At 73.7% G+C, this 13,810-nt stretch carries 15 protein-coding genes; 5 read left to right on the top strand and 10 right to left on the bottom strand.

What is annotated here, in order from left to right; translation table 11 throughout:
* Positions 1 to 38: 38 nt before the first annotated feature.
* Positions 39 to 1,688, bottom strand: a complete 1,650-nt coding sequence (locus ABD335_RS16080; protein WP_344323367.1) for a glycoside hydrolase family 13 protein — start codon at positions 1,686 to 1,688, stop codon at positions 39 to 41.
* Positions 1,689 to 2,130: 442 nt separating this feature from the next.
* Here ABD335_RS16080 and ABD335_RS16075 point away from each other — a divergent pair, with 442 nt between their 5' ends.
* Positions 2,131 to 2,805, top strand: coding sequence for a DedA family protein (locus tag ABD335_RS16075; protein WP_425583652.1), 675 nt, complete (start codon positions 2,131 to 2,133; stop codon positions 2,803 to 2,805).
* 142 nt (positions 2,806 to 2,947) lie between these two features.
* Here the strand turns inward: ABD335_RS16075 and ABD335_RS16070 are convergent, their stop codons facing one another.
* From ABD335_RS16070 to ABD335_RS16060, 3 genes are all read right to left on the bottom strand, one after another.
* Positions 2,948 to 3,430: a phosphatase domain-containing protein gene (locus ABD335_RS16070; RefSeq protein WP_344323365.1), complete on the bottom strand. Its 483-nt coding sequence runs from the start codon at positions 3,428 to 3,430 to the stop codon at positions 2,948 to 2,950.
* Positions 3,431 to 3,522: 92 nt separating this feature from the next.
* Positions 3,523 to 4,266, bottom strand: a complete 744-nt coding sequence (locus ABD335_RS16065) for an alpha/beta hydrolase (protein WP_344323363.1) — start codon at positions 4,264 to 4,266, stop codon at positions 3,523 to 3,525.
* Positions 4,267 to 4,323: 57 nt separating this feature from the next.
* The gene (locus ABD335_RS16060) at positions 4,324 to 4,962 is read right to left on the bottom strand and encodes an SDR family NAD(P)-dependent oxidoreductase (protein WP_344323361.1); all 639 of its coding nucleotides are present in this window, start codon (positions 4,960 to 4,962) and stop codon (positions 4,324 to 4,326) included.
* Between the two features lie 154 nt (positions 4,963 to 5,116).
* On the opposite strand from ABD335_RS16060, the gene ABD335_RS16055 reads away from it, so the two are divergent.
* Positions 5,117 to 5,458 (top strand): hypothetical protein, encoded by a 342-nt coding sequence (locus tag ABD335_RS16055; RefSeq protein ID WP_344323359.1) that lies wholly within the window; start codon positions 5,117 to 5,119, stop codon positions 5,456 to 5,458.
* A 305-nt stretch (positions 5,459 to 5,763) separates the two neighbouring features.
* Positions 5,764 to 6,954, top strand: coding sequence for a cytochrome P450 (locus tag ABD335_RS16050; protein ID WP_344323357.1), 1,191 nt, complete (start codon positions 5,764 to 5,766; stop codon positions 6,952 to 6,954).
* Positions 6,955 to 7,001: 47 nt separating this feature from the next.
* On the opposite strand, the gene ABD335_RS16045 is transcribed toward ABD335_RS16050, so the two are convergent.
* The 3 genes from ABD335_RS16045 to ABD335_RS16035 all read right to left on the bottom strand — a co-directional run bounded on the left by ABD335_RS16045 (position 7,002) and on the right by ABD335_RS16035 (position 8,513).
* Positions 7,002 to 7,544 carry an AAA family ATPase gene (locus ABD335_RS16045; protein WP_344323355.1) on the bottom strand — a complete coding sequence of 181 codons (543 nt, stop codon included), beginning with the start codon at positions 7,542 to 7,544 and terminating at the stop codon, positions 7,002 to 7,004.
* A 7-nt stretch (positions 7,545 to 7,551) separates the two neighbouring features.
* A complete protein-coding gene (locus ABD335_RS16040; RefSeq protein WP_344323353.1) occupies positions 7,552 to 8,082 on the bottom strand; it encodes a DUF1360 domain-containing protein in 531 nt (176 codons plus the stop codon).
* 125 nt (positions 8,083 to 8,207) lie between these two features.
* A complete protein-coding gene (locus tag ABD335_RS16035; RefSeq protein WP_344323351.1) occupies positions 8,208 to 8,513 on the bottom strand; it encodes a hypothetical protein in 306 nt (101 codons plus the stop codon).
* 214 nt (positions 8,514 to 8,727) lie between these two features.
* On the opposite strand from ABD335_RS16035, the gene ABD335_RS16030 reads away from it, so the two are divergent.
* Positions 8,728 to 10,206, top strand: a complete 1,479-nt coding sequence (locus tag ABD335_RS16030; RefSeq protein WP_344323348.1) for a DUF1996 domain-containing protein — start codon at positions 8,728 to 8,730, stop codon at positions 10,204 to 10,206.
* Between the two features lie 51 nt (positions 10,207 to 10,257).
* Here ABD335_RS16030 and ABD335_RS16025 read toward each other — a convergent pair whose 3' ends face one another.
* The 3 genes from ABD335_RS16025 to ABD335_RS16015 all read right to left on the bottom strand — a co-directional run bounded on the left by ABD335_RS16025 (position 10,258) and on the right by ABD335_RS16015 (position 12,272).
* Positions 10,258 to 10,749, bottom strand: coding sequence for a hypothetical protein (locus tag ABD335_RS16025; RefSeq protein ID WP_344323346.1), 492 nt, complete (start codon positions 10,747 to 10,749; stop codon positions 10,258 to 10,260).
* Between the two features lie 93 nt (positions 10,750 to 10,842).
* On the bottom strand, positions 10,843 to 11,256 hold the full coding sequence (locus ABD335_RS16020; RefSeq protein ID WP_344323344.1) for a site-specific integrase: 414 nt from the start codon (positions 11,254 to 11,256) through the stop codon (positions 10,843 to 10,845).
* Positions 11,257 to 11,393: 137 nt separating this feature from the next.
* Complete coding sequence (locus ABD335_RS16015; protein ID WP_344323558.1) at positions 11,394 to 12,272, bottom strand: glycoside hydrolase family 19 protein; 879 nt, start codon at positions 12,270 to 12,272, stop codon at positions 11,394 to 11,396.
* A 576-nt stretch (positions 12,273 to 12,848) separates the two neighbouring features.
* Here ABD335_RS16015 and ABD335_RS16010 point away from each other — a divergent pair.
* Positions 12,849 to 13,757, top strand: a complete 909-nt coding sequence (locus tag ABD335_RS16010) for a DUF2637 domain-containing protein (protein WP_344323342.1) — start codon at positions 12,849 to 12,851, stop codon at positions 13,755 to 13,757.
* The last annotated feature ends 53 nt before the right edge of the window (positions 13,758 to 13,810 follow it).

Genomic DNA, 13,810 nt, shown 5'->3' with positions numbered 1-13,810 from the left:
GGCGGCCCGAGGGTGCGGCGGTGCCGAGCGGTACGGCGTCAGTCGGGCCGGCGCTCCAGCCAGACGGCGGTGTCCGGCGGCAGCATCCCCCCGTCGCACTCCCCGCCGGCCAGCAGGGGCTCGGCGGACGGCGGCAGGGGCAGCGGGGTGTCGGAGAAGTTCACCCGGCACTCCAGGGCGCCCTTGCGGAAGGCCAGTTCGCCCTCCCGGGAGGGCAGCCACGCGAAGCCCTCGTCGCCCAGGAAGGAACGGCGGATCTTCAGGGCCGCGCGGTACAGCTCCAGGAAGGAGTCCGGCCGCCCGGTCTGGGCCTCGACGGAGTACTCCCCCCAGCCGTCCGGCTGCGGCAGCCAGCTCCCGCCCGGCCCGAACCCGTACGACGGGCCGGAGCGCTTCCAGGGCAGCGGGACGCGGCAGCCGTCCCGGCCCTTGCGGGCGTGCCCCGTCCGCTCCCACATCGGGTCGCGCAGCGCCTCGCGCGGCAGGTCGGCCACCTCCGGCAGGCCCAGCTCCTCGCCCTGGTAGAGGTACGTGGTGCCGGGCAGCGCCAGGGTCAGCAGGGCGGCGGCGCGGGCGCGACGGCGGCCTCGCTCCACGTCGGCGACGGGCTCGCGGCCGTCGGCCATCAGCCAGGCGACGGTGTCGGTGCCCTCGGGGAGGGCGTAGCGGCTCGGGTGGCGCACCACGTCGTGGTTGGACAGCACCCAGGTGGGCAGCGTGCCGACCGAACGGGCGCCGGCCAGGGAGACGTCGATGATCCGGCGGAAGGCGTCGGCGTTCCAGGGACAGCGCAGATAGGGGAAGTTGAACGCCTGGTGGAGCTCGTCGGGGCGGGTGTACAGCGGCAGTCTGGCCTCGCTGACGCCCGCCTCGGCGACGGCGATGCGGGGCGGGTCGTACTCGTCCAGGACCTTCCGCCAGGCGCGGTGGATCTCGTGCACCTCGTCCCGGTCCCAGAAGGGGTGGTCGTGTCCCTCGGGCGGCGCGTTGAGCGGGGCGGAGTCCCTGCCGTGGGTGTCGCGCAGCGGAGGGGTGAGGTCCTTGCGCATCCCGTGCGCCACGTCGACGCGGAAGCCGTCGACGCCCAGGTCCGACCAGAACCGCAGGATGCTCTCGAACTCGGCGAGGACCTCGGGGTTCTCCCAGTTCAGGTCGGGCTGCTCGGCGGCGAAGATGTGCATGTACCACTGGCCGTCCGGCACTCGGGTCCAGGCCGGGCCGCCGAACTTGGACTGCCAGTCCGAGGGGGGTTCGTCGCCGTTCGGCCCCTTGCCGTCCCGGAAGACGAACCGGTCGCGGGCGGGCGAGCCGGGCGGAGAGGCCAGCGCCTCGACGAACCAGGGGTGCTCGCTGGAGCAGTGGTTGGGGACGATGTCCACGATGACCTTGAGCCCGAGCGCGTGGGCGCTGTCGAGGAGCTCGCGGAAGTCGTCCAGGGTGCCGTGGCGCGGGTCGACGTCGCGGTAGTCGCTCACGTCGTAACCGCCGTCGGCCCAGGGCGAGCGGTAGAAGGGGGTCAGCCACACGGCGTCCGCGCCCAGCTCGGCGATGTGGCCGAGGCGGTCGGTGACGCCCCGCAGGTCGCCCATCCCGTCCCCGTCGGCGTCGGCGAAGCTGGGCACGTATATCTGGTAGACGACCGATTCCCGCCACCAGTCGGTGCCGCCTCGAGACGTGCTGTGTGTCACGGGAGCCCCTTGAGATCCGCTAGTACGACGAGCTGCATTATTGGAACGCTCTACCGTTCGCGGTCAAGAAATGCCCGCGATACGAGCACGTGACATATGCCATGTCCGGTGTTCCGGACATGGAGCCCCCTTCGCTCCCGTCCCCCGACCACTCCCCGGACAGCGCGGACCGGCCGGCCGCCCGCGGATCTCCGACGCGGCGCGCGGCCCCTCGTCGGTGCCGGTCGGCGGCCCGACCCCCGTCCGGAACCAGACCGGAGCCAGACCGGAACCAGGCCGAAACCAGAGCGGTGCCGATGTCCGCACGGACCGTCACGCCGGTCGGCGGAGGGGCGCCGCGCGGACCGCGGTCTTCCGCGCTCCCGCCCCGCGTTCCCCCTCCGGAGCGGTACACGGCGACCCCCGTGGCACCGTCGTCCGGCCCTTGCTTAGCGTTGTCCCCATGATCCGAACCGTAGCCGCCGCACAGCAGCCGACCGGCGGGATAGCCGGCTGGGCCACGAGCATGATGGAGACCCTCGGTGCCCCGGGGGCGGGCCTGGCCATCGCCCTGGAGAATCTCTTCCCTCCGCTGCCCAGCGAGGTGATCCTGCCGCTGGCCGGCTTCACCGCGAGCCAGGGTGACATGAACCTGTACGCCGCCGTGGTGTGGACCACGATCGGCTCCGTGGTCGGGGCGCTCGCCCTGTACTGGGTGGGCGCGCTCCTGGGCCGGGAGCGGACCCTGGCCATCGCGGCGAAGCTGCCGCTGGTGAAGGTCGAGGACATCGAGAAGACGGAGGCGTGGTTCACCCGGCACGGCACCAAGGCGGTCTTCTTCGGGCGAATGATCCCGATCTTCCGCAGCCTGATATCGGTGCCCGCGGGCGTCGAGCGGATGCCGGTGACGACCTTCCTGGTCCTCACCTCCCTGGGCAGCCTGCTGTGGAACACCGCCTTCGTGCTCGCCGGCTACTTCCTCGGGGAGAACTGGCACACCGTCTCGGACTACGTCTCGCTGTACTCCAAGGGCGTGCTGGCCGTCGTCGCCCTGGGGGTCGTGGGCTTCGTCGTCGTCCGCCTGCTGAGGCCCGGCAACGGCTCGCGACGGGCCTCCCGCCGCGACCGGAGGAGATAAGGGGATTCGCGGCGGGCCGGCGGACGCCGGGGACGGGGGCGACGGAAGCGGCGAACGGCGCGCGAGGAGGCCCGGTCACGGCGGTGGCGCCGGCGGACGGGGTGGGGCGGCCCTCGACCTGGGCCGCCCCACCCCGTCCCCGTCAGGTGCGCCCCTCCTGCTCCTGGGCCCGCTCCAGGGCGGGCCGGGCCGTCATCCACCGGGCCCGCACCACCGGGAAGCCGGCGCTCTCGTAGGCGTCGCAGACCTGATCGTCGTCGTCGACGACCACGGCGACGGTGCGGTCCCGGGCCAGGCGGTGCAGCAGTTCCGGCTTGGTGACGCGGGCGGGGCGGCGGTCGCGTCCGCCGCGCATCAGCAGCCGTCCGGTCGGCAGACCGTGCCGCTCCAGCCACCGGAGGGTGTCGCGGCGGCAGCGCTCCGGGCGTCCGGTCACGTAGACCACCTCGTGCTCCTCCGCGCTCTTCAGCGCCAGGGCCACGCCCTCGGCCAGCGGCGGGTCCTGGGACGCGGCGGCGAAGAAGGCGTCCCAGTCCCGGGGACGCCCCTCGATGTGGTGCAGACGGTGGCGGACGTCGGCGAGCGTTCCGTCCAGGTCGAACACCGCCAGGGAGCGGGGCGCCACGGGTCACCTCCTGAGGGGACGTCGGTCGGGCACGGTGCCGGGCACGGTGCGCGGCCCATGGTCGCACTCCGCTCCGCGCGCCGTCCCGGGCCTCAGTCCTCCGGGGAGCCGTGCACCCACCAGCGCAGCGCCCGGGTGGCCAGTTCGGGCGGCACCTCGTGGCCGCCGTCGAACTCCCGGTAGGTGACGTCGTACCCGGCCCGCTCCAGTTCGGGGACGATGCGGCGGCTGCACCTGGTGATCGGCAGGACCTGGTCGTCCCTGCCGTGGGCGACGAAGATCCGGGGACTCCCGTGGCGGACCATCGGCGCCATGAACCCGGGCGAGAAGGCGAGCACCGTGCGGAACAGGTCGCCGTTGGCCAGGCCCAGCGAGAGCGCGTAGGAGGCGCCGTCGGAGAAGCCCGCCACCACCACCCCGGACGGGCGCACCGGGAAGCGTCGGAAGACGTCCCGCAGCGCGGCGTCCAGCCGGGCCACGTCCGGGCCGTAGCCGCCGCGGATCACGTCCCACGTCGAGTCGGACGCCTGAGGCGCGAGCAGCAGCAGCGCGTCGGAGCCGGCCTGCGGAAGCAGCCAGTCCAGCGCCCGCTCCGCCGATCCCCCGGCGCCGTGCAGCGCCACCAGCAGCCAGTACGGTCCGCCGCCCCCCGGCTTCTCCGCGGCCGGTGGCACGCGCAGCAGCGCCTGCCCGTCGACCCGGTACGTGCCCGGCTCCCCCGCGACGGCGACCGAGGCGGAGGGCCGGGCCGTGAGCCGGCCGTGCCGCTCGTTCTCCTCGATCACCGGGTGGGGGTGGGCGCTCTCGGGTATCGGGGTCCCTTCCGTCCCGGTCATCGCTCTCCTCCTTCCGCCTCCCTGGGCCCCGCCGCGTTCCTCCGCACCGTGCGCGGGTCAGCGGGTGCGGAGCCGTCGGCCGCCGCCCAGGGCCGCGCCGGTCGGCAGCGCGGCGGTGGTCGGCCGACGCACGACGGTGCGCCGGCGTCCGTGCCGGCCGCCGTGCACCGCGCCCTCGCCGGGGATCGGCGCGTGGAGGTTGCCGTGGGTGGTCGGGCCCGGCTCCCGGCGGGAGAGGTGGGTCCGGTCGACCCGGACGGCCATCGTCTTCTCCGCCGACCCCTGAGCAGCCTTCGCCTCCATCGGCAGCTGCCGGCCCGCCGGACCGACCACGACCTCCCGGCGCGGGGAGCGGGCCAGGCCGACGACGGCACGGGCGACGCGCTCGGGGCCGTGGACCGGCGGCATGGCCACCGGCTTGCGGCCGGTGTGGTCGACCCACACGTCGAGCCGTCCGAAGCCCTTCACCGCGCGCCGGGCGGGGTTCCGGACCGCCTCGGGGTCGGCCACGTCGACGGGCACCACGAGGGTGCTCGCGCCCCGGTGCCGCTCGCAGGCGCGCGCGACCTCCTCCAGCACCTCCTCGCGGCGCGCGGCCGGCACCACCGCGCACCCCTTGCGGGCGAACGCCAGGGCGGTGGCCCGCCCGATGCCGCTCGACGCCCCGGTCACCACCACGGAACCGCGTACGCGCATCCACCGGCCTCCTCGTTCGGGCTCTCGGGTCTTCTCCGACCTCGGGTCCTCCCCGGCGTGCCGGGACTCCGGACGGGGCAGGCCCGCCGTCCGGCGGCGGAGTACCCGGGTCCGGCCCCCGCATGCCCCCGTCGCCCGGGGGTACGCACCCCGCATGGCCGAGACGAACAAGGACAAAACACCCGAAGGACCCGACGAGAACGAGAAGGTCCGGGAGTTCCGGGAGGCCGAACGGCGACGCGCGCAGGCGCGCCCGTTCGACTACCCCTACGGGGAGCGCCGCGCCAACGTGCGGGCCAGGCGCCACATCAGCCGCGAGGAGGCGGACGCCGACATGCCGCCGGGTCTGTCGGGCAGCTACGGCACCACCGGTGGTGGGCAGCCCGCCGGTCCGGCCCGTACCCGGCCGGGCAGGTCGGTCGTGGGCGAGGACCCCGCGGGCATCGTCGACGAGGGCGACGCCTCCGAGGAAGAGGACGGGGACACCCACCGGTAGGGACGTCCGTCCGGAGAACCGGCGGGAGCGGCCGGGCTCCGGCCCCGCCCGCCGGCGGCCGTGGAGATCTCCTTCCCAAGCTCCCCGGCGCCCGGCACGAGAGCGTCGTGCGCGCGGCCCTGGACGAGGCGGCGGCCCGCCGGGCGGCCGTCCCCGAGGACGGGACGCTGCTCCGGCGGTGGTGGATCCCGGGGGTGGGTCCGGCCGTTTCGGCCCGGGGGACCCGGGCACGAGCGCCGCACGGACTCCCCTCGCCGATCCGTGATCGACAGCACCCCTCCCTGCTCGCGCAGGGGTACGCGTGGTTGCCCGACCGCATGCGGCGCGCCGCGGGCCCCTTCGTCCGCGCCCGGCTGCTGGGCCGGCACGCGGTGGCCCTGCGCGGCCCCGAGGCGGTGCGGTTCCTCTACGACGAGCGCCACGTGCGCCGGCACGGCGCCCTGCCGGAGCCGGTGAAGAGCACCCTGTTCGGACACGGCTCGGTGCACGCCCTCGACGGCCAGGCGCACCGGGTGCGCAAGGCGATGTTCCTGTCCCTGCTCACCGACCCCGACCGCGTCGCCGCGCTGACCGACCGCACCGTCGAGGCGTGGGACGAGGCGGTGGCGCGGTGGGCGGAGCGACCGAGCGTGGTGCTGTTCGACGAGGCGAGCCGGGTGATCGCCCAGGGGGTCTGCCGATGGGCCGGGGTGCCCCTGGACGACGCCGAGGTGGGGCCGGTGGCCCGTGACCTGGTGGCCATGGTCGACGGTTTCGCCACCCTGGGCCCGCGCCACTGGCGCGCCCGGGCGGCGCGCGGACGCCGGGAGGCGTGGCTGACCCGGCTGGTGGAGGGGGTGCGCGACGGTTCGGCGAGCGTGCCGGCGGACTCGGTGGTGGCGGTGGTGGCGCTCCACCGCGACGTCGACGGCGAGGTGCCGGCACCGCGCACGGCCGCCGTCGAACTCCTCAACGTCCTGCGCCCCACCACCGCCGTCTGCTGGTTCGTCGCCTTCGCCGCGCACGCGCTGCACCGGTGGCCCGAGAACCGGGCGCGACTGCGGGAGGACGCGGACGGCGCGTACGCGGAGGCGTTCGTCCACGAGGTCCGCCGTTTCTACCCGTTCGCGCCGTTCATCGGGGGCCGGACGGTCGCCGACCTGACGTGGCGGGGCGAGCCGATCCCGCCCGGCGCGCTCGTTCTGCTCGACCTGTACGGGCAGAACCACGACGCCGAACTGTGGAAGGAGCCGTACGCCTTCGACCCGCGGCGCTTCCTCGGCCGGACGGTGGGCCGGGACGAGCTGGTGCCGCAGGGCGGCGGCGACCCGGCCCTCAACCACCGCTGCCCGGGCGAGGACATCACCGTGTCGCTGCTGAAGGCCCTCTCCGCGCGGCCGGCCGGTCTGGAGTACGAGGTGCCCGAGCAGGACCTGTCCATCCCGCTGCGCCGCATCCCGGCCCGGCCCCGCAGCGGTGTCGTCCTCACCGGCGTGCGGCCCCCGTCCGCCGGCTGAGCGCCCGCCGGACGCCCTCCCCACGCCCCGCCGTCCGGGGCCGGACCTCACGCCCCGTCGTCCGGCCGGACGTCGAAGCCGCCGCGGCCGTCGACGCGCACCTGCCACACCGCGTCGAAGCCGTCCGAACGGCGCGGCCTGCGCAGCCGCCGCAGCGTGTCGAAGAAGCCCACGTCGGGCACCCGCCCCCGGCCCTGGCGGGCGGCGTTGCGCGCGTGGGCGCCCGGGACGTCCGGCGGGAACCAATACGCCACCACCCGCGCCCCGTGCGCGCGTCCCGCGTCGATCAGCGGCGCCCACTCCACCGGCGAGGGGTTGGTGTTGTCCACGACCACCGACCGCCCCCGCTCCAGCGCCTCCTCCACCAGGCGCATCTGCCGCCGCTGCTTGTGGCGGGCGGAGCGGGGGAAGAGGTCCTTGCTCACCACGGTGTGGGTCCCGGGGAACCTCCGAGCGCGGAACGTGGACTTCCCCGATCCCTGGAGCCCCACCAGCACGGCCAGTTCCGGTACGGCCGGCCCCGGCGCGGCCGGCCCCGGCGGCGTGCCCACCGGAACGTCGGCGGCGTCGGCGTCGGCCGGCGGCGTCACGGGACCCTCAGCCCTCGGCCTTCTGCTGCGTCAGGCTCCAGGCGTACTGCAGCCAGTCGGAGACGGCCACCGCGCTCAGGCACGAGGTGACCAGGCGGGTGGCGCGCGGGGCGGTGGCGTGGCCCATGGTGAGCCCGCTCGCGATCCACATCGCGATGCAGAAGGGGCAGGCCAGCAGCTCCCCCACCGACTTGTGCAGGCCATGGCCGCGGGGCACGTCCATGACCTCGGCGCCGCCGATGGTGCCGGTGCGCCGGGTGAAGGGGGCGCGCAGGAAGCTGGTGACCTTGTCCTTGGTGATCAACCGGGAGCTGCGGTAGGTGGCCACTCCCATCAGGAGCAGGTCGAGGGGCGGGATCCGCTCGGGCAGTTGCCGTCCCGACGCCCTCATCCGCCAGGCGAACAGCCCGACACCTGTCGCGTAGACGCCCGCCAGCGTGGCCAGGCCGCGGAGCGAGACCTCTCCGCCCTCGGAGTACTCGTCCGCGCCGGTGGCCCGGCCAACGGTCTCGGCGGCCTGGTCCATCGCACCGCTCATCGGTGTTTCTCCTCGTCGTGGATGGTCGTGGATGTTCCAAATGTCGTGCGCGTCGCCGCGTGTCGTGGGCGGGGGCGCCGCCGTTCGCCGGGGCCGGACGGGGAACGGACCCCGGGCCCCGGCGCTCAGGGCCTGGGGTTCGTGCGCCGCCACCGGGGCCGCGCGTCGGGCCCCCGCCGCCCCGCCACCGAGGCGCACCGCGGGCAGACACGTTGCACGCGGTCGGCCGCGCCGCCCGACTCCGGGAGGACGTCGGCCCACGTCACATGGGGGAAGCGGCCGAGTCGGGAGCGGCTGAGGGACAGCCCGCACACGGTCTGGTTCATGCCCTGCTCCCACGCGTGCACCTCGCCGGCGGGCAGTCGGACGTTGTCGTCCTCGTCGGTCCACCGACCCGACGCCGCGACCGCGTAGCGCTTCTGTACTGGCACGGATGACGGGGTTCCCCCTGTGCCGGCGTCCACACCCCCTCTCGCGGTCTCCGTGGCGCCCGCCACACGGGTCGCGGGGCGTCGCGGGGCGATTATTTGGCACGATCCGCGCACTCCTGAACGGCCTTCCGGAGCGCTCCGTATGAACGAGGAGCCCCTCCCCATCCGGAAAGCCGATGCTCCGGAGCGACACAGAGGAGTGCTGAGGAGTTCCATGAAACAGAAAGCGCACAAACGCTCTCCCGTGGTGAACAGAGCGGTCGCCGCGGCGACGGCCCTCCTGCTGGGAGCCGGCGGAATGGTCGCCGCGAACGTCTACGCCAGCGCCGGCACCTCGCAGCAGGGCGGGGTTCCGCAGGAGCGGACGGATCGGCGGGTCCAGAGCGCCCGGAGCACCCTGACCGTCGACTGTCCGGAGGTCGTGGACCGGCTCACCAGAGTGCCCCGCAAGGCGCGCCGGGAGGTGGACCGCAACCTGGCGCTCCTGGACACCCAGGTCGTCCAGGCGTACCAGCGTCTGGCCCGGTCCCGGACGCAGGCGGCGAACGATCCGGCGTTCGTCCGGAACGCGATCCTCGGCCCCTTGGAGGACAAGAGGCGCGCGACGATCGGGCGGATCGTGACCGTGCTCGACCGGTTCACCGCGCGGCCCACCGGCCTGGACGCGCTGGCGCGGTGCGCGGTGCGCGGCGGCGGAGGGCCCCGGCCACAGGACGGGGAGCGGACCCCGGCCCCCGGACAGGACGGGGGCCGGGACCAGGGCGGAGGCCGGGACCAGGGCGGCGATCCGGGACAGGGGCGGAACGGGAACGGCCCGTCCCCCGACGACTTCGTCGACATCCGGAAGGTGCGGCCGAACTTCTCCGAACCGGAGAACGGGGAGGACGGTTCCACCGGCACCTTCACCACCGACTGCGGGCGCAACGAGAACGGCAAGTTCAACTCCGACAACGTCATCGCCGCCCCCGGCGTCTCCAACGGCGCGCACCACATGCACGACTACGTCGGCAACCAGGACACCAACGCCTTCTCCACCAACGAGTCCCTCGCCGCCGCCGAGACCACCTGCGCGAACCCCGAGGACCTCTCCACCCACTACTGGCCCGTCGTCCGGCTGCGCAACGGCGTCCAAGAGCAGGACGCGAACGTCCCCGGCGGCGGCATCGAGGGCAACGTGGGCGAGATCCAGACGCCCGCCTCCGTCACCCTCACCTTCCGCGGCAACCCCGACGCGCCGGTGACGGCCATGCCCCGCTTCCTGCGCATCATCACCGGCGACGCCAAGTCCTTCACCAACGGGGACGCCAACGCCAACGCCTCCTGGTCGTGTACCGGCTTCGAGGACCGTCAACTGCGCGACAAGTACCCCCTGTGTCCCCGCGGCAGCCAACTGGTGCGCACCTTCCGCTTCCAGAACTGCTGGGACGGGCGGAACACCGACAGCGCCAACCACCGCACCCACGTCGCCTTCGCGAACGAGGACGGCGGTTGCCCCGACGGCTTCACCCCCATCCCCCAACTCGTCCAGCGCATCACCTACGACCTGCCCCGGGGCGTCACCTTCGCCGTCGACTCCTTCCCCGAGCAGCTCCACAAACCGATCACCGACCACAGCGACTTCGTCAACGTGATGTCCGACGACCTCATGAACGAGGTCGTCACCTGCGTCAACGAAGGCCGGAACTGCGAGTGAGCCGCTGAGGAGGCCCTCGCTTCCGGCACCGGGTCCGCTGCGCGGCCGGCCTCAGCCGTGTCCCCGGTGTCCCCCGTGGCCGGCTCCTTCGGAGCCCGGGCCACCGTCGCCCCCCACGTCCCCGGTGTGCGACGCCCCGGACTCCAGGGCACCGCCGAGCCGGCCGCGCAGCTTCTCCAGCACCTCGGGCTCCCCCACGGCGACCCACTTCCCGCCGACGAGGTAGGTGCCGCCGTAGGGTTTGGCCTCGGCCAGCCAGTCGCGCCGGCCCTCGGCGGTGGCGAACGTCGCGAGGACGTACCGGCCGTCCTCCGTCGTGCACATCCCCTGCCGCAGTTCCGCGGCGTCCGTCTGCACGACGACCTCGCACCGCGTCCGCGCGGCGAGTTCCTCCAGAGTGCCCGTGGCGGTCCTCGGCGCCTTGCCGCCGTTCCGGGCCCCCTCGCCGGGGGCGTCACCGCCGTCTCCGCCGCAGCCCGCGACGAGTGCGAACGAACCGATCAACGCGGCGATCCGCACCGCGGCGCGTACCGTGTGACGCATCGGCGCCCCTTCCGAGTGGGAGACACGTGTCACCCCCCGGTACGCACGGCGCCGGTCACCGTCTCATCGGTGGCCGTCACGCCGGCGGCCGTCTCACGCGGGGTCCCGCCCCGGCTCCTCGCGCCGGTGGAGCTTGCCGCCCGCACGGAACTCGTGGATGGCGTGCCCCTGCTCGCCGGCGATCTGCATCACCTGCTCCCAGCTCAGCGCCCGCACCCCCATGGCGAACAGCGGTCCGGTCTCCCGGTCGCCGACCAACCGGGTCAGCATCTCCACCGCCCGCTCGCTGAGGGCGCCCTCGCCCTCCGGCACCGCCCTGCCACAGACGCCGGTCACCCGTCCCGCCACGAGGTCGACGTCCCCGATCTCCAGCGAGAGCAGGTCCAGGACCCGCAACTCGCCCTCCCACAGCAGCAGCCACAGCGTCCGGTGGGCCATGTCGATGGAGTCGTCGGCGAGCAGTTCCTCGAGCCGTTCCGCGGTGATGCGTTCGTCCGTGAGCGTCATGGCCCGGCAGTATTCCGTCCGGACGCGGCGGAAGATAGAGGTAGGAGCAATCCTTCAGGTAAACGAATCCCCGCGCCGCCGTCCGCCTCGTTCGCGGCGGGCACGGTGGCGCGGGGCCGTCTGCGTCAACTGCCGTATCAGCAGGTCAGGTTGTCACCCGGGGTGGTGCCGAGGATCTGGACGAACCGCTTGTAGTTGTCGACCCGGCTCTGCACCTGGGCGGGGTTCCGCCCGCCGCACTCCAGGGAGCCGTTGATGCTGCGGATGGTCTCGCCGAAGCCGCGCCCGTTCACCATCGCGTTGTGCGGGGTCATCGTGCCCGGGCCGCTCTGGGTGTTCCAGTACCACAGGGCGGTCTTCCACGCGACCGCGGCGTCCCGCTCCACCAGGTACGGGTTGCGCAGCAGGTCGATGCCCAGGGCGTCGCCCGCGGCCTTGTAGTTGAAGTTCCAGCTCAGCTGGATCGGACCGCGACCGTAGTAGGCGGCCTGGCCGGCGGGGCAGCCGTAGGGCTGGCTGCTGTCGCAGTAGTGGGGGTAGTTGGCGGTGTTCTGCTCCACGATGTGGACCAGGCCGCCGGTCTCGTGGCCGACGTTGGCGAGGAAGGCGGCGGCCTCCCGCTTCTTCACCGTGTCGTCGCCGGTGTTGGCGAACGCGGGGTAGGCGCTCAGCGCGGCCTTCAGGCCCTGGTAGGTGTAGAAGGAGTTCCGGTTCGGGAACATCTGGTTGAACTGCGCCTCGCTGACCACGAAGCCCGAGGGGTCGGGGTTCGTGGGCGGGGTCGTGCCGCCGCCGCAGGTGCCCTGGTCCTTCCAGACGCCGGAGTTGCCGGGGGGCGCCTCGTTCTGGGTCCACCACTGGGCGGTCCAGTTGCGGCCGTTGTGGGAGACGGTGTCGCCGTTCCAGTAGACCGCCGAGGAGTTCCACGGAGTCGCGCACTCGGCCGCGGAGGCGGTGTTCGCCGGTATGACGACCGCCAGGGCGCCCGCGAACGTGGCCGCGGCGACGCCCGCCATGACGCGTAGTCGTTGCACCTGAACGTCCCTTCGGATGTGGGGGGTTGGACGGGGATACTCAAGCGTCTTTGGTATGGACCAGTCAAGGTACAGACCAAGACGGGGCACATCGGGCGGCCGTCCGCCGGAGCCCGGACGGACGGACGGTGCGGCACCGGCCCCGCGACACGCGAAGGGATCTCTCCTCCCTCGGGTCCTCCTCGGACCGGTCCCGTGCGCGAGGAGGTCGAATCCGGGCGGAGGAAACCCGCCCGATCCCCGCGGCAAACCGAGGAGAGGAAAATACGAGAAGATTCCCGGCGTCAAGATTCCCTTACGGTGTTCTTTTCCTTCTCTCCGGTTGACGACCCGTCGCTTCGCAGGTCACTGGTGTCCCAGGCGGCTCGTGCGCACCGGATTCCGGGGCCGGGAAGGGGCAATCACGGTATGAGGTGAACGTCGTTCACCGATATCGTATGGCTTACGGCTTCACCCGAATGCCGGTAGTCCGGTCGCGACGCGCCTTCGTTGTTGTGGACGTGACTTCACCAGATCCGCTTTCCACATCCGCGCCCCGTCGCTCCCGGTGGGGCTGCCGTGAATGACCAGGGTCAGTACTTCGATCCGTACGGCGTGCCGGGGGTCGGGGACCCCGGCGGGTACCGGACCACCGCCCACCCCGAGTTCGACCAGGGGCCCGCCCCCGACCAGAGGGCCCCCGCCTCGCCGGAGGTGGACCTCCTCGATCCGTCCTGGGACTTCGAGGCCGAACTGGCGCAACTGCTGCGCGACTCCGGTCAGGCCCAGCCCCCGTCCCAGTCCCGGGCCGAGGCGCCCGCGGGCCCGGAGGAGGGCGTGGACCAGGCCACCCGGGTGCTGCGCCGTCTCGACGGGAACGGGGAACCCGTCGAGACGGAAGGGGACTTCGAGGCGCCGCCGACACGCTCCGCGTCGCGCGCGCAGGCCGACCGTCGCCACCGCCGTCGCCGCCGGACCCCCCGCCCCGAACTGTCGTGGCTGCACGTGTTCAGCTTCGCCGTCGCGGCGCTGACGGCCTGCCTCGTGGCGATGGTCAGCGTGCTCGGGGGGATGGTCTCCTACGATCCCCTGCGCCACCTGGCCGGTCTGAGCGTGCCGGCCGATCTCGCGCGGTGGTGGCCCCTGCTGGTCTACGGACCCTGGCTGGCCGCCTCGCTGTCGATCCTGCGCGCCACCGTCCTGCGGCGGCGCGTGCGGCACTCCTGGGCCGTGGTGGTCCTCTTCTCGACCGTCGCGGTGGTCCTGTGCGTCGCCCATGCGCCCAGGACCCTGCCCGGGGTGGCGGTCGCCGGGCTCCCCCCGATCACCGCCCTGGCCTGCTTCCACCAGCTCGTGGGGCAGATCACCCTCACCCAGCCCCGGCACGCCCTCCCCCGCCGGCCCGGGCAGTCCGCCCCGCCGGCACAGCAGCAGCGCGGCCCCCTGTCGCGCCGGCGCACCACGCGGCACGGGAACGGCCACGGCTGACCGCGGACCGCGCGGCGCCGGACACGACGGACCCGGCCGGGCGACCCACATGG

This window comes from Streptomyces macrosporus (assembly GCF_039533145.1).
Taxonomy (GTDB): Bacteria; Actinomycetota; Actinomycetes; order Streptomycetales; family Streptomycetaceae; genus Streptomyces; species Streptomyces macrosporus.
The sequence above is the reverse complement of the archived record's forward strand: the minus strand, read 5'-3'. Positions and strand labels throughout refer to the sequence as shown.

Excerpts from the sequence above, each read along its gene's own strand:
- ABD335_RS16075 (WP_425583652.1), top strand. The coding sequence starts at position 2,131 with ATGATCCGAACCGTAGCCGCCGCACAGCAGCCGACCGGCGGGATAGCC.
- ABD335_RS16065 (WP_344323363.1), bottom strand. The coding sequence starts at position 4,266 with ATGACCGGGACGGAAGGGACCCCGATACCCGAGAGCGCCCACCCCCAC.
- ABD335_RS16060 (WP_344323361.1), bottom strand. The coding sequence starts at position 4,962 with ATGCGCGTACGCGGTTCCGTGGTGGTGACCGGGGCGTCGAGCGGCATC.
- ABD335_RS16055 (WP_344323359.1), top strand. The coding sequence starts at position 5,117 with ATGGCCGAGACGAACAAGGACAAAACACCCGAAGGACCCGACGAGAAC.
- ABD335_RS16040 (WP_344323353.1), bottom strand. The coding sequence starts at position 8,082 with ATGAGCGGTGCGATGGACCAGGCCGCCGAGACCGTTGGCCGGGCCACC.
- ABD335_RS16030 (WP_344323348.1), top strand. The coding sequence starts at position 8,728 with ATGAAACAGAAAGCGCACAAACGCTCTCCCGTGGTGAACAGAGCGGTC.
- ABD335_RS16025 (WP_344323346.1), bottom strand. The coding sequence starts at position 10,749 with ATGCGTCACACGGTACGCGCCGCGGTGCGGATCGCCGCGTTGATCGGT.
- ABD335_RS16020 (WP_344323344.1), bottom strand. The coding sequence starts at position 11,256 with ATGACGCTCACGGACGAACGCATCACCGCGGAACGGCTCGAGGAACTG.
- ABD335_RS16015 (WP_344323558.1), bottom strand. The coding sequence starts at position 12,272 with ATGGCGGGCGTCGCCGCGGCCACGTTCGCGGGCGCCCTGGCGGTCGTC.